This is a genomic window from Bradyrhizobium sp. (assembly GCF_035701725.1).
In the GTDB taxonomy this organism is placed as follows: Bacteria; Pseudomonadota; Alphaproteobacteria; order Rhizobiales; family Xanthobacteraceae; genus Bradyrhizobium.
In genome coordinates, this window is the sequence record NZ_DASSRP010000094.1 from 1 (window position 1) to 14291 (window position 14291).

At 62.9% G+C, this 14291-nt stretch carries 15 protein-coding genes; 9 read left to right on the forward strand and 6 right to left on the reverse strand.

Features of this window, described 5'->3' with window-relative positions; genetic code table 11:
- The first annotated feature begins 322 nt into the window (after positions 1-322).
- The 4 genes from rpmI to pheT all read left to right on the forward strand — a co-directional run bounded on the left by rpmI (position 323) and on the right by pheT (position 4624).
- Positions 323-523: a 50S ribosomal protein L35 gene (gene rpmI, locus VFL62_RS04945; protein WP_325171257.1), complete on the forward strand. Its 201-nt coding sequence runs from the start codon at positions 323-325 to the stop codon at positions 521-523.
- Between the two features lie 70 nt (positions 524-593).
- Complete coding sequence (rplT, locus tag VFL62_RS04950) at positions 594-953, forward strand: 50S ribosomal protein L20 (protein WP_325171258.1); 360 nt, start codon at positions 594-596, stop codon at positions 951-953.
- A 186-nt stretch (positions 954-1139) separates the two neighbouring features.
- Positions 1140-2222 (forward strand): phenylalanine--tRNA ligase subunit alpha, encoded by a 1083-nt coding sequence (gene pheS, locus VFL62_RS04955; protein WP_325171259.1) that lies wholly within the window; start codon positions 1140-1142, stop codon positions 2220-2222.
- Positions 2219-4624 carry a phenylalanine--tRNA ligase subunit beta gene (gene pheT, locus VFL62_RS04960; protein WP_325171260.1) on the forward strand — a complete coding sequence of 802 codons (2406 nt, stop codon included), beginning with the start codon at positions 2219-2221 and terminating at the stop codon, positions 4622-4624. Before pheS ends, pheT begins: the two co-directional genes overlap by 4 nt.
- A 115-nt stretch (positions 4625-4739) precedes the next feature.
- Here pheT and VFL62_RS04965 read toward each other — a convergent pair whose 3' ends face one another.
- Positions 4740-5408: an ATP-binding protein gene (locus tag VFL62_RS04965; RefSeq protein WP_325171261.1), complete on the reverse strand. Its 669-nt coding sequence runs from the start codon at positions 5406-5408 to the stop codon at positions 4740-4742.
- Positions 5409-5425: 17 nt separating this feature from the next.
- Entirely contained in the window at positions 5426-6826 is a 1401-nt protein-coding gene (locus VFL62_RS04970; RefSeq protein WP_325171262.1) for a flavin monoamine oxidase family protein, read from the reverse strand.
- A 382-nt stretch (positions 6827-7208) separates the two neighbouring features.
- Between VFL62_RS04970 and VFL62_RS04975 the strand changes: the two genes are divergently transcribed.
- The 3 genes from VFL62_RS04975 (at position 7209) to VFL62_RS04985 (ending at position 9913) form a co-directional block, all read left to right on the forward strand.
- On the forward strand, positions 7209-8063 hold the full coding sequence (locus VFL62_RS04975) for a YiiX/YebB-like N1pC/P60 family cysteine hydrolase (protein ID WP_325171263.1): 855 nt from the start codon (positions 7209-7211) through the stop codon (positions 8061-8063).
- Positions 8064-8202: 139 nt separating this feature from the next.
- Complete coding sequence (locus VFL62_RS04980; RefSeq protein WP_325171264.1) at positions 8203-8955, forward strand: sulfate transporter family protein; 753 nt, start codon at positions 8203-8205, stop codon at positions 8953-8955.
- 79 nt (positions 8956-9034) lie between these two features.
- Positions 9035-9913, forward strand: a complete 879-nt coding sequence (locus tag VFL62_RS04985) for an AraC family transcriptional regulator (RefSeq protein ID WP_325171265.1) — start codon at positions 9035-9037, stop codon at positions 9911-9913.
- A gap of 62 nt (positions 9914-9975) precedes the next feature.
- Here the strand turns inward: VFL62_RS04985 and VFL62_RS04990 are convergent, their stop codons facing one another.
- The 4 genes from VFL62_RS04990 to nth all read right to left on the reverse strand — a co-directional run bounded on the left by VFL62_RS04990 (position 9976) and on the right by nth (position 13352).
- On the reverse strand, positions 9976-10641 hold the full coding sequence (locus VFL62_RS04990; protein ID WP_325171266.1) for a polysaccharide deacetylase family protein: 666 nt from the start codon (positions 10639-10641) through the stop codon (positions 9976-9978).
- A 102-nt stretch (positions 10642-10743) separates the two neighbouring features.
- On the reverse strand, positions 10744-10983 hold the full coding sequence (locus tag VFL62_RS04995; RefSeq protein WP_325171267.1) for a hypothetical protein: 240 nt from the start codon (positions 10981-10983) through the stop codon (positions 10744-10746).
- A gap of 127 nt (positions 10984-11110) precedes the next feature.
- Positions 11111-12319: an ABC transporter substrate-binding protein gene (locus tag VFL62_RS05000; RefSeq protein WP_325171268.1), complete on the reverse strand. Its 1209-nt coding sequence runs from the start codon at positions 12317-12319 to the stop codon at positions 11111-11113.
- A gap of 250 nt (positions 12320-12569) precedes the next feature.
- Positions 12570-13352: an endonuclease III gene (gene nth, locus VFL62_RS05005; RefSeq protein ID WP_414644608.1), complete on the reverse strand. Its 783-nt coding sequence runs from the start codon at positions 13350-13352 to the stop codon at positions 12570-12572.
- A gap of 22 nt (positions 13353-13374) precedes the next feature.
- Here nth and VFL62_RS05010 point away from each other — a divergent pair, with 22 nt between their 5' ends.
- Both VFL62_RS05010 and VFL62_RS05015 read left to right on the forward strand, forming a co-directional pair.
- Complete coding sequence (locus VFL62_RS05010; RefSeq protein WP_325171270.1) at positions 13375-13890, forward strand: DUF2244 domain-containing protein; 516 nt, start codon at positions 13375-13377, stop codon at positions 13888-13890.
- A gap of 74 nt (positions 13891-13964) precedes the next feature.
- The coding region (locus VFL62_RS05015; RefSeq protein WP_414644609.1) for a helix-turn-helix domain-containing protein at positions 13965-14291 on the forward strand (327 nt) is incomplete at its 3' end.

Consider the following 14291-nt stretch of genomic DNA (forward strand, 5'->3'; position numbering starts at 1 on the left):
CTGGGATCGACACGCCTTTCCTATAAAATCGCAACCCGCCTCCGAGGACGACCTCCGCCGCGGCTTCCAACCGTCTGACCTTGGCTAAGATAGTAGAATAACAAGAGGAATCTGCCGTCAGCAGATGCCATCGGAGGTCCGATCCACCGGCACGTGCCGATTGCCTTTACGGCCACTCTCTGCCATAACCGCGCCCTTCCTGCCGCCCGGCCGATTAACGGGCTGCCGTGGCGGCGGTGAAGTGCTCATCAGCACGCGATCGTTGGACGATCGTCGGCGTTCGAGCCGGAGCTCGGACGCTTATTTCATTGAGGAGAGCCAAATGCCCAAGATCAAGACCAAGTCGGGCGCCAAAAAGCGCTTCAAGGTGACAGGGTCCGGAAAGGTGCTCTATGCCCAATCGGGCAAGCGCCACGGAATGATCAAGCGCACCAAGAAGCAAATCCGCCAATTGCGCGGCACCAATGTGCTGTTCAAGACCGACGGCGACAACGTCAAAAAGTATTTCCTGCCGAACGCCTGATCGCACTCAACCTGCGCCGCGTTCGCGCGGCGATCTGTCACCCATTTTTTGAATTTCAAGGAGCTCCGTCATGGCTCGCGTCAAACGCGGTGTGACCGCCCACGCCAAGCACAAGAAAGTCTACAAGGCCGCCAAGGGTTACTACGGCCGCCGCAAGAACACGATCCGCGCCGCCAAGCCGGCCGTCGAAAAGGCCGGCCAGTACGCCTTCCGCGACCGCAAGCGCAAGAAGCGCACTTTCCGCGCGCTCTGGATTCAGCGCCTCAACGCCGCCGTTCGCCCGTTCGGAATGACCTACAGCGTGTTTATCAACGGCCTGTCGAAATCCGGCATCACCGTCGACCGCAAGGTGCTGTCCGATCTCGCGATCAACGAACCGGCCGCGTTCCAGGCGATCGCCGAAAAGGCCAAGGCCGCGCTCGCGGCTTGAAGTCTTCACCCTCCCCTGGAGGGGGAGGGTCGACGCGATCGGCCACGCATAGCGGCGTCCGGAGCGTCGGGGTGGGGTGTCCTGCCGACACGCTTGTACGCCCCATAAGTTCTCTCACCCCCACCCGGTTCGCACCGCGAACCGACCTCCCCCCTCCAGGGGGAGGTGGGAGCACGGGGCGTCGCTATGTCCGATTTTGCTCAACTCGAATTGCAGATTCTTTCAGAGATCGCCGCTTCGCCCGACGAAGCCGCGCTGGAAGCCGTACGCGTTGCCGCGCTCGGCAAGAAGGGCTCGATCTCGGCGCTCTTGGCAACGCTCGGCAAGATGTCGCCCGAGGAGCGCAAGACGCAAGGCGCCGCGATCAACCTGGCCAAGGACAAGGTAACGGAGGCGCTCGCCGCGCGGCGCGAGGTCTTGAAATCCGCCGCGCTCGACGCGCGGCTCGCCGCCGAGACCGTTGACGTCACGCTGCCCGTGCGCGAGGCACCTGCGGACACCGGCCGCATTCACCCCTTGAGCCAGGTCTGGGACGAACTGACGGCGATCTTTGCCGACATGGGCTTTTCCGTCGCCGAGGGGCCGGACATCGAGACCGACGATTACAACTTCACCAAGCTGAATTTCCCGGAAGGCCATCCGGCGCGGGAGATGCACGACACATTCTTCTTCAATCCGAAGCAAGACGGCTCGCGCATGCTGCTGCGGACCCACACCTCGCCGGTGCAGGTACGCACGATGCTGAGCCAGCAGCCGCCGATCCGCGTGATCTGCCCGGGGCGCACCTACCGCATTGATTCCGACGCGACCCATACGCCGCAATTCCACCAGGTCGAAGGTCTCGTGATCGACAAGCACTCGCATCTCGGCCACCTGAAGTGGATCCTGCACGAGTTCTGCAAGGCCTTCTTCGAGGTCGACCACATCAATATGCGCTTCCGCCCGTCGTTCTTCCCGTTCACCGAGCCTTCGCTCGAGGTCGACATCCAGTGCCGGCGCGGCAATGGCGAGATTCGTTTCGGCGAAGGCGAGGATTGGCTGGAGATTCTCGGCTGCGGCATGGTGCATCCGAACGTGCTGCGCGCTTGCGGCATCGATCCGGACGTCTATCAGGGCTTTGCCTGGGGCATGGGTATCGACCGCATTGCGATGCTGAAATACGGCATGAGCGATCTGCGGCAGCTGTTCGAGAGCGACGTGCGCTGGCTGTCGCATTACGGCTTCAAGCCGCTCGATATCCCGACGCTGGCCGGAGGGTTGAGCACGTGAAATTCACCCTCTCCTGGCTGAAGGAACATCTCGACACCGACGAGACGGTGGAGAAGCTCGCCGAAAAGCTCACCATGATCGGGCTCGAGGTCGAAGGCCTCGAAGACAAGGCCAAGCAGCTCGCGCCGTTCACCATCGCACGCGTGATCTCGGCCGAGCAGCATCCCAATGCCGACCGCCTGCGCGTCTGCATGGTCGATCCCGGCAATGGTGCCGCACCGGTGCAGGTGGTCTGCGGCGCGCCGAATGCGCGCGCAGGGCTGATCAGCGTATTTTCGCCGCCCGGCACCTATATTCCCGGCAAGGACATCACGCTCGGCGTCGGCACCATCAGAGGCGTCGAGAGCCGCGGCATGCTGTGCTCGGCGGCCGAGCTGAAAATTTCCGAAGACCACGACGGCATCATGGAATTGCCTGCGGACGCCCCGATCGGCACGCCCTATGCGGCTTGGGCCGGACTTGGCGATCCCGTGTTCGAAATCAACCTGACGCCGAACCGGCAGGATTGCACGGGCGTGCACGGCATCGCGCGCGACCTCGCCGCGGCCGACATGGGCAAGTTCAAGGACCCGGCGATCCGACCCATCAAGGGCGAATTCCCCTGCCCGGTGAAAGTGAAGGTCGAAGACGCCAAGCTTTGTCCGGGCTTTGCGCTGCGCCTGGTGCGCGGCGTCAAGAACGGTCCATCGCCGCAGTGGCTGCAAAAGCGCCTGACCTCGATCGGCCTGCGCCCGATCAATGCGCTAGTCGATATCACGAATTTCATGACCTACGACCGCGCGCGCCCGTTGCACGTGTTCGATGCGGCCAAGGTGAAGGGCGATCTGGTGGTGCGCCACGGTCGCGACGGCGAGACGCTCTTGGCGCTCGACGGCCGCACCTACACGCTCGATAGTTCGATGTGCGTGATCGCCGACGAGCACGGCGTCGAATCGCTCGCCGGCATCATGGGCGGCGAAGCCTCCGGCTGCTCGGAAGCGACCACCGACGTGCTGATCGAATCGGCGCTGTGGAACGAGATCAATATCGCCCAGACCGGCCGCAAGCTCGGCATCAATTCCGACGCGCGCTATCGTTTCGAGCGCGGGGTCGACCCGCACTTCATGGTGCCGGGGCTGGAAATGGCCACCAAACTCGTGATGGAGATCTGCGGCGGCACGGCGTCTGAAAATATCGTGGTCGGCAACGCCTTCGGGCACGACCGCATCATCGATTTTCCGATCACGGAGGTGAAGCGTCTGGCGGGCCTTGAGGTCGCTTTCCCCGAAATCAAGCGCATCCTCGGCCATCTCGGCTTCATGGTGGCGGGACAGGGCGCGACCGTGAAGGTCGCGATTCCCTCGTGGCGATCGGATGTGCACGGCAAGGCCGACATCGTCGAGGAAATCGTGCGCATCGTTGGCGTCGATCAGGTGCCGATGACGCCGTTCGAGCGCGGCGACGCGCCGCGCAAGCCGGTGCTCAAGCCGATGCAGTTGCGCACCCGCCGCGCCAAGCGCGCGCTCGCCGCGCGTGGCATGGTGGAAACGGTCACGTGGTCGTTCATCTCAAGACCGCAGGCCGAGCTGTTCGGCGGCGGCAGACCGGAGCTTTCGCTCGCCAATCCGATCGCATCTGACCTGTCCGACATGCGGCCGAGCCTGCTGCCGGGGCTGATCGCGGCCGTGCAAGCCAATTCCGACCGCGGTTTTCCCGATGTCGGGCTGTTCGAGGTCGGTCAGATCTTCAAGGGCGACCGGCCGGAAGATCAGTTCACGGCCGCCGCCGGTGTACGTCATGGCTTTGCCTCGTCCTCGGGTCTCGGACGCAGCTGGTCCGGTTCGGCGACGGCGAGCCTGTTCGATGCCAAAGCGGATGCATTCGCCGTGCTCATTGCCGCCGGCGCGCCGCTCGCAGCGTTGCAGGTGGTGCCCGGCGGGGCGAGTTGGATGCATCCGGGCCGCTCCGGCACCATCCAGATCGGCCCGCAAAACGTACTCGGCCATTTCGGCGAATTGCATCCGCGCGCGCTGGAGAAGCTCGGCGCCGACGGCCCGATGGTCGCCTTCGAGGTGATCCTCGACCGCATCCCCGAAGCCAAGCAGCGGCCGACCCGTGCCAAGCCGGCGATCGAGCTCTCCGCCTTCCAGCCGGTCTCGCGCGATTTCGCCTTCATCGTCGATCGCGCCGTGAAGGCCGCCGACATCCTGCGCGCCGCCTCGAGCGTCGACAGGAAGCTGATCACCGGCGTGACCGTGTTCGACGTCTACGAAGGCAAGGGCATCGAGGACGGAAAGAAATCGGTTGCGATCGCGGTGACGATCCAGCCGCGCGAAAGGACCATGACCGATCAGGAGATCGAGGCGGTCGCGGCCAAGATCGTAGCCGAAGTCGGCAAGAAGACCGGCGGCGTGCTGCGCTGAGAGTCCCGGTCATTCCGGGATGGTCCGAAGGACCAGACCCGGATCTCGAGATTTCGGGTTCGCTCGATTCTCTCGCGACCCGGAACGACAACCCTGGCAGATTGTCGCTCGCGGCTCAGCTCATCATCAGGTCGCAATACGCATAACCGTCGCGTTCGACGCGCTCGGCCGGCTTCACCGCGAGCCGATGCGAGAACATCGGACCCGCGACCACGCAAGTGTGAAACTCGCCGTTCTCGCCGCAGGGATCGACGCCCTCAGGCAGATCGGCGAGCAGCTTCTCGTCGAACTTGCGTCCGGCAAAGCCTGCGGGCAATTTTTTCAGATCGACGGTCGCAAGATACGCCTCGAGCCCGCTTGCGATCATCGCTTGCGCCAGCGCCCGCGTCGGCCTGTCCCACAATGGAAACACCGGCGTAATGCCCGTGCCCGCGAGCTTATGTTCGCGATAGGCGCGGATCTCCGCCAGATAAAGATCGCCGAAGATCATGTGGGTGATGCCGGCCTGTACCGCCTGAGCCACCACCTCCCCCATGCGCGCCTCGTAGATTTCGTTCGGGCAGGGATAAGGGATCGGCACGATCCGCGGCGGCAAGCCCGCGGCCGCGAGCTGGGCCAATAGTATTTCTTGTCTCACGCCATGAATGGAAACGCGGCCGAAGGTTTCGGTGAGGGTGGTCACGGCGCCGACGACATCGAAGGCGCCGGCTTGCCTGATTTCGTGAAGCGCGAACGCGCTGTCCTTGCCGCTCGACCAGGAGATCAGCGCACGTGGCCTCGACATCATTTTACCTGGCGTCATCAGTTGAACGCGCCGCGCGAGCGGCGGCGCTGGGTGCCCCGTTCTGGCGCGGCAATGGCATCGTTCAGCGCGCCGATCTTCCTCAGCGCGGCTTCCGCGGCACGCTCACCGCTTTCCCAGGCGCCGTCGACCGTTCCCCAGAGCGTTTCGTGGGTGGCCTCGCCGGCGAGGAACAGGTTGCCGAGCGGCTCGGTGAGTATCTTTCGCGACGGCTCGCCGCCTGGCGCAGCCACGGACATCGCGCCAAGGGTCAGCGGCGAGGCGTTCCAGCGCGTCACGCTCGATCGCTTCACGATCGCTGCAATATCGCTACCGAACAATCCCTTCAGCCATTCGATCGCGAACGCCACCATCGCCTTCTCACCCTGGCTGGTGAGATCGCGGCCGAACGAGCCCCCGATATCGATCAAACACAGCGCGGATCCGCCGACATTCGCCGACAGGAGCGCGGTGCGGGTTGATTTGCTCTGTTCGATAACCGCCTCGTCGCGCCCGAGGCCAAAAGGGTTGCCGGGCAGTTGCAGGGCGATGCGGTCATAGCTTCCAAGCGAGAGCTTTGCAGCGGCTTCGAGCTGACGCTTCGGCAGTTCAGGCGTGAACTTGATATTGCCCGCCGCGAGCACATTGCTCGAAACCGTAACGATTGCCGCACGCGCCGCGATCCGTCCCGCCGGCGTTTCGACCGCGACTTCGCGGTTATTCCAGCTGATCTGGCTCGCCGGCGTCGACAGCGCGGTCGGCACGCCTTCGCCCAGCTTCGCAACGAGCGCGCCCGCGCCCTGGCGACACCCGATCGCGGCGTTGCGATCCTGCGCGCGCGACTTGTCGATCGCCGAGACCTCGCGCAGGTCCTTGCCGATGCCGCCGGCGCCGAGCACAAATTCTGCAGTGCCGGCCCAGTCGCCGAGATCCTTCGGCAACACCGATGCGCAGGCGACGTCGGGCTTGCCGCCGCGCGTCGCTTCATCGATCGCGCGGTTGGCGCGAACGAGCGCGGCAAGAAACTCCTCGGTTTCTCCGGCGCGCGCATAGCGCTGGCCGACGCGGATTCTCTGGCCCAAGGGAGCTGCGGAAATCTCGAGCCCGGCGCCGCGCGCCAGCCTGATCATCGGATTGGTCTCGGGGTTATGCAGCCAGCGCGCGCCGCGATCGAACGGCACGTCGAAGCTGCTCACGTCGGTCCAGCATCGGCCGCCGAGCCGGCTGTCCGCCTCGACAACGATCACCTTGCGGCCAGCCGCCCGAATGCGCCGCGCCGCGGCGATGCCGGCCGCGCCCGCGCCGATCACGACAATATCGGCCTCGCGCGGCAGCGGCGCGGCAAAAGCACGGCTGACGAAGCCGGGCGCCGCCGCGAAGGCAGCGGATGCCGCAAGGAGGTCGCGCCGCGTCATCGCCATATCGCAGGGCCCGGAATTGTTGAGAACAAAGTGAACAACTGGTGATGCGCTTCTAACATTCGCGCCGCTTTTCGGCGGGCGCTTCGGCCAATGTCGGAATCATGGGACCACCAGCAAATGCATGTTTCCAGTGAAGTTTCGAATTGATATTGGCGGTGCCGCACCAGCGGTGGACGGGTCTGCGAAAGCCATATCCGTTCCACCGATGAATGAATTTTACAACTTGCCGCATCCCGCCATTGGCCGCAACCATCATGGTGAATCAATCATGATTGATCTCTTGCCGCCATGAACTAAATTGCAACCGCTTTCGACCAAGATAAGCTTCCAAAAAGCGGATGGGGGCCTCTGATGGCCAAACCAAATTCGCTTGGGGGGAACTATGGGCGTAATGCTCGACACTGTCGGCAAGTGGATCGCTTCCTATCTTCAAAAGGAAGTGCCCGGCTATGAGCCGTTCACCCCGAGCGAGCCCGACCATCTGCGCAGCATCGTCCAGCCCGGCGACGTGCTGCTGGTCGAAGGCAACAACCGCATTTCCGGCATCATCAAATATCTGACCCAATCGACCTGGTCGCACGCGGCGCTCTATGTCGGTCCGGTCGACGGCGCGGCGGAGCCGGACGGCGAACAGCATGTTCTGATCGAAGCCAATGTCGGCGAGGGCGTGACCTCGGCCCCGCTGTCGAAATATTTCTCCTACCACACGCGGCTGTGCCGGCCGGTCGGCTTGACCTACGAGGATCGCTACACGGTTTGCCGCTACGCCATCAACCGGATCGGCTTCGGCTACGACACCAAGAATATCCTCGATTTGATGCGCTATTTGATTCCGCTGCCGATCCCGCAGCGCTTTCGACGGCGCATGATCGCGTTCGGCTCGGGCGACCCGACCAAGATCATCTGCTCGGCGCTGATCGCGCAGGCGTTTGACGCCGTGCGCTATCCGATCCTGCCCAAGATCACGCGCGCCGGCTCGCGGCAGGCGCGCCGCGAAATCCTGCATATCCGCGACTCTTCGCTCTATATGCCGCGCGACTTCGACATCTCGCCCTATTTCGAGATCGTCAAGCCGACCATCGTAACCGGGTTCGACTACACCTCGCTGCACTGGGCCGACAAACAGAAGCCGCTCGCGGAGGTAGCGGGCGAATTCGGTGTGTTTCCAGAAGCGCTCAAGGCACCGCCGCTTGCTCCTGAAGCGGCTGACCAGGAAGCACCGCTTCCGGCTACGTAAGTAGCGCACGCCTCGCCGTCTTCGCGCACTCCCCTCATTCATTCCGCTACCGGCGCCGCGGGGCAAGCGCCCAGGCCTTGCCGAACCCTTCTGCCATCGCTACCTCTCGCAGCAGCTCACGCTGGAGGTTAAGCCGACTATGCTTGATGCCGCAGTCAAGGCGCTGTCGCAAACCCTGTCGCCGCCGATGCGCTCGATCCTGTGGCGATCGATCGGCCTCGCGCTGGTTTTGATCGTCGTGGTGTCGATCGGCTTGCAGCGCTTCTTGAGCTGGCTTGCGACCTCGGGCGAAGTCTGGCTTGAGGCGCTGCTCGGTCCATCCTTTCAGACGACGCTCAACGTGCTGGCCTGGATCGTGTCGATCGCCGCCGGCCTCGGCATCGTGTTCGGCGCGGTCATGTTGATGCCGGCCATCACCTCGCTGGTGGCGAGCCTATTCGTCGATGAGGTCGCCGACCATGTCGAGCGCGAACACTATCCGGCCGAGCGGCCGGGCACCGCGCTGCCCCTCAGCATTGCGATCCCCGAAGGCATCAAGACCGCACTGCTCACGATACTCGTTTACCTGATCGTGCTGCCATTCCTGCTGTTTGCCGGCGTCGGGTTCATCCTGTTCTTCGTTGCCACAGCGTGGCTCTTGGGGCGGGAATATTTCGAGCTCGCGGCGATGCGGTTCCGCTCGCCGCAGGAAGCCAAGGCCATGCGCAGGGATAACGCCGCCACCGTATTCACGGCCGGGCTATTCATCGCCGCCTTTGTCTCGATTCCGCTTCTCAACCTGGCGACGCCGGTTTTCGCCATGGCCTTTATGGTTCACATGCACAAGCGTTTGAGTGGGCCGCGGCCGGAGCTGATCGAACCCTCGCGAAAGTCGCGGCTACCGGCGGCGTAGCCGACCCCTGGCAAAACCGCAAGATCGGTCGAGCGCGTGATGGCTGTGTGCGCTCAGATGCGGGCGCCACGGAGGAACGATGAAAGCGGCGCTTCAGGACTACCATGCCCGGATGCAGCGGGTGCTGGATCACATCGACCGGCATCTGGACGGCGATCTGGACCTGGACGCGCTGAGCCGCGTCGCAGCCTATTCGAAATATCATTTCCACCGGCAGTTCACGGCCACCTTCGGACTGTCCGTGCATCGCTATATCCAGCTTGCCCGCATGAAGCGCGCTTCATACCGGCTGGCCTACCGGGATGCCGAAAGCGTCACGGATATCGCGATGAATGCCGGTTACGATGCACCGGACGCCTTCGCCCGCGCCTTTCGGCAACGGTTCGGGCAATCGCCATCGTCGTTCCGAAAGGCTCCCGACTGGGAGCCGTGGCTTGCGGCCTTCCGGCCTTTCGACGATGCGAGGAGCAAGCTGATGAAGACTTTTACAACCGACGACGTGACGATCCGCGAGGTAGCTCCGACGCCGGTCGCGATCATGGAGCATCGGGGCAACCCGGCAACGCTCGGCGCTACGATCCAACGCTTCATCGCGTGGCGCAGGGCCAATGGCCTGCACCCCAGGACCAGTCCGACGTTCACCGTCTGGCGTTCCGAACGGCGTCCGGTATCGCCCGCCGATTATAGTGTCGACCTCTGCGCCGGGACCGACCGACCGATCGAGGCGAACGGCGAAGAGATCAAGGCCGGGGAGATCCCCGGCGGACGCTGCGCAGTGCTGCGCGTCGTTGGCAATACCGACAACCTGGAGCCTGCCGCGCTCTATCTCTATCGCGACTGGCTTCCGGCGAGCGGCGAGGAACTCCGCGACTTCCCGATCTACTGCCAGCGGCTGAGCTTCTTCCCGGAGGTGCCCGCCCATGAGGCGGTCGCCGAAGTGTTTTTGCCGCTGAAATAACGCCTCTGGCGACGGCCCGAGCTTTCCCATCGAAAAACAGGCCGCGCCACCCAATCCCGCTCTTACGGCCTCACGACCTGGTCGGCGATGTAATCCTGCGGAAGGCTCACGATCTTTCCGCCGCGCGTAAGTGTGACGGTGTCGGGAAAATTCTGTTCGAACGTCACGCCGGCCTGTTCGAGCCGGCGCAACAATTCAGGCAAGCGCGCCAGAGCGCCGCCGACGATATCGTGCAGCACCACCACGCTCCAGGCTTGCGCCGAAACCTGCGCCAGGCAGCTTTCGACCCATCCGTCCGGATCTCTCCAATCTCCGGGCACGCTGTTCCAGATCAGCGTCCGATAATTTTCCGCGAGGAGATGGTCGAGCGCCGCCCTGCTCAGCAGATGCGGCCCGAGATGGCCGGAATTTCCATAGGGCCGAAACAGCTTCTCGGGGTGCGCGTACGGCCCGATGCGCGCCTGCGCCCCTTCGATCTCACTGACTGCGTAGCTGCGGTCCGGCCGGTCTCCCAGAGCGACCGTATGGGTCAGCGTGTGATTGCCGATCCAATGGCCGGCCGCATGCGCCTGTTGCATCAGGCTGGCGGCCATTAGGTTATCGAGCTTGCTGCCGATGACAAAAAAGGTCGTCAGGATCCGAAAGCCCGCCAGAACGTCGAGCACGCGATCGGTCACATCGGGTGTGGGTCCGTTGTCAAAAGTCAGCGTAACGCGTCTGGCAGTCATCTGGGCAATACCTGTCCAGGAAAACCAATAGACGCGCAGGATGGGGGAAGGCAATTGGCGATGCGGCGGTCGGCCGGGAACCGGTGACCTTCGGAATCGACCCTAGCGCCCAGCCAGGCTTGTCTTCTCCGACAGCCATTTCTCGATTTCGGATGGCTTGATAATTCGCTTCGGTGTCACGGGATTGAGCGTTCCGGCGCTGATCTCCGTCCCGGCCGCGAATTTGGTGGCGGCAAATTTCTTGGCTTCGGCTTCGCTGACAAAAGTTTCCGAGCGGCGGGAATAATGCCCGGTCTTCTCCTCTTCGGGGAGATGGATTGAAACATACCACGTTTTCTTCACGATCGATGGGGACCCCTGCCTGAATTGTCAGTGCATTAGTCTCGGCAGATTGGCCCTGGGTTCACATCCGCAAAGCGCGTGGCAAATAGGCAGAAAAAGCCGGCCAAAAACGTCGGGCGGCGTCAATTTACCGCGCGACCAGGGGACATCCGCCTTCCGCCAGGGATCGAAAGGCCTGATCGCCCGGAATGGTGGCAAGGATCCTGTAGTAATCCCAAGGCCCGGTGGATTCCTCGGGCGTCTTGACCTGAGCCAAATACATGTCGTGCACGAGACGGCCATCCTCGCGGAGCTTTCCGCCTTTGACGTAGAAGTCGTTGACCGGCCGTTCGCGCATTTTGGCCATCACGGCCTTGGCCTCATCGGTGCCGGCTGCCGCGATCGCGCCGAGATAATGATTGATCGCCGAATAGACCGCGGCCTGCGGCATGGTCGGCATCCGGCCGAACTTTTCGAAAAAACGCTTTGACCAGCCCCGCGTCTCCTCGTTGCGGTCCCAGTAGAACGCCGTGACGAATTTCAGGCCATGGGCCGCCTGCAGCTGCATGCTGTGCACGTCCGATATGAACACCAGCAGAGAGACGATGGTCTGGTTTCTTGTCAGGCCAAACTCGTTGGCCTGCTTGGTGGCGTTGACCATGTCACCGCCGCCATTGGCGAACGCCACGACCTTGGCGCCGGAAGCCTGTGCCTGCAACAGATAGGAGGAGAAATCGGCGGTGTTGAGCGGATGGCGCACGCTGCCCAGCACCTTGCCGCCGGCGGCCTTGACTGCGGCCGAGGCATCCGCCTCCAGCGAATGTCCGAACGTATAGTCGACCGTAAGGAAGAACCAGGTATCGGGACCTTCCGCCACAACCGCTTTCGCGAGACTCGTGGTCAGCGCATAGGAATCGTAAATCCAGGACGCTTCGGTCGGCGTGCATGACTTGCCGGTAAAGGCGGTCGAGCCGACAGCCCCGGCGATTGCGATGCGATTTTTCTCCGCCGCGAGCTGAGAGACCGCAAGCGCCACCGCCGAGTGATCGAAGCCGATTGCCATGTCGACCTTGCCGACATCGAACCATTCGCGCGCAATGGCAGCTCCGACATCGGACTTGTTCTGGTGATCGCCCGAGATCACCTCGATCGGCTTGCCAAGCACCTTGCCGCCAAAATCCTCCACTGCCATTTTGGCTGCGATCACCGAGCCTGGACCGCCGAGATCGGCATAGAGACCCGTTTGATCGTTGAGCACGCCGATCTTGACGACGTCGTCGGAAATTTGCGCGTGCGCCTGATGCGCCACAAAGGTCGCCGATAACAACGCCGCACCCACGGCGAACCGAAATCGCATGGCGTCTCTCCCGTTCGATGCGCCGCGTTTTTGTTTTCAGGCGTCGGCGCGTTAGGACGAGCCTAGGCTGGGTGCCTTTCCGCCACAAGCACCAATCGCGCTCGCTGCGCGGCCATTAATGACGCAGGCTTTGACCTGACGAACGGCTTCGCTGCCGCTCGCCTGTGAACAACGGCTTCGCTGCCGCTCGCCCTATGAATAACGGCTTCGCTGCCGCTCGCCTATGAATAACGGCTTCGCTGCCGCTCGCCTATGAGGTCTTTTCCTGCCAGCGGCATAGATCGTTGATCAGGCAGACCGCGCAGCGCGGCTGGCGCGCCAGGCAGGTGTAGCGGCCATGAAGAATCAGCCAGTGATGCGCGTGCAGCATGAATTCGCCGGGAATGACACGCTCCAACCCCAGCTCCACTTCCAGCGGTGTCTTGCCAGGCGCAAGTCCGGTGCGATTGCCGACCCGAAACACGTGGGTGTCCACCGCCATGGTGTGCTCGCCGAAAGCCATGTTGAGTACGACGTTGGCGGTCTTGCGTCCGGCGCCGGGCAGCGATTCGATCTCGGCGCGTGTGCGCGGCACTTCGCCGCCGAATTCGCGGATCAGCTTTTCCGAAAGGGCAATGACGTTCTTGGCTTTGGTGCGATAGAGACCGACGGTCTTGATGTACTCGCGCAGCTTCTCTTCGCCGAGATCGAGCATCTTCTGCGGCGTATCGGCGACCGGGAACAACGCGCGCGTGGCGCGGTTGACACCGGCATCGGTTGCCTGCGCCGACAGCACGACCGCCACCAATAGCGTGAAGGGATTGAGATGTTCCAACTCGCCTTTCGGCTCCGGATTGGCCTTGCGGAAGCGCTCGAACGCTTCGCGCACTTCGGCAGGCGTCCAGGGTTTTGTCTTTTTGGCCGCTTGCATAGTCTTCGGCGCAGCCTTTTTCGTTCGGACGGGTTTTGCTGGGACCGTCATCCGCTTCGATTTTGATTTTGATTTCGCTTTGGGCTTGGACTTGGCAGCAAGACGGCGTGTGATTTTGGACATGGGTTGGGTATACTGATACGTCATGACCGCAGGCAACGATTTTGATCCGAACGAGGTGGAGCTGTTTACGGCGCGGCTGACGCCGCACCGCTCGCTCAACCGCACCGGTTTCCTGGTGCTGATGGCGTTTGTCAGCGTGGTGAGTTTTGCCGCGGGCGTCGTGTTTCTCATTATGGGTGCGTGGCCGGTGGTTGGCTTTTTCGGCCTCGACATGCTTGCGATCTATTGGGCGTTTCGCGTCAACTTTCGCCGCGCCAAGGCATCAGAGGAAATTCGCGTCACGCCGTCGGAGCTCTGCGTGCGGCGGATCAGCCACCGCGGCCACGTGATGGAATTCCGCTTCAACCCGCTGTGGGTTCAGCTCGATCGCAAGTCGCACGCCGAATTTGGCATTGAGCGGCTTTATCTGGTCTCGAGGGGCCGCCGGGTGGCAATCGCCAGCTTCCTCGGACCGGAGGAAAAGGAAAGCTTTTCCAAGGCCTTAGTTGCCGCCCTCCAGACTGCCCGGCGCGGGGTGAGCTATAATCCCTTAAGCTAGGCTGCTGTTTTGTCAGCGCTTTGGCGGCCAGAAACCGGGTGGTTTGGATGACGCCCCTGGCCTACATCGATGGCATGATCAACCGTGCCATGAATGACGCCATGATATCAGCCGCAAATGACATTCGCCTGGTCAAGCCGGGTAGCCAGAACGCGGCGTTGCGCGACTACGATTCGGTGCGCCGCGCCATCGCCTTCATCTCGGAGCACTGGCGCACGCAGCCGACCATCGAAGCGATGGCGGAGGCAGCAAGCCTCACACCGGACGAACTGCACCATCTGTTTCGCCGCTGGGCCGGACTGACGCCAAAAGGTTTCATGCAGGCGCTGACGCTCGACCACGCCAAGAACCTGTTGCGGGATTCGGCGAGCGTGCTCGACGCCGCGCTCGATTCCGGCCTC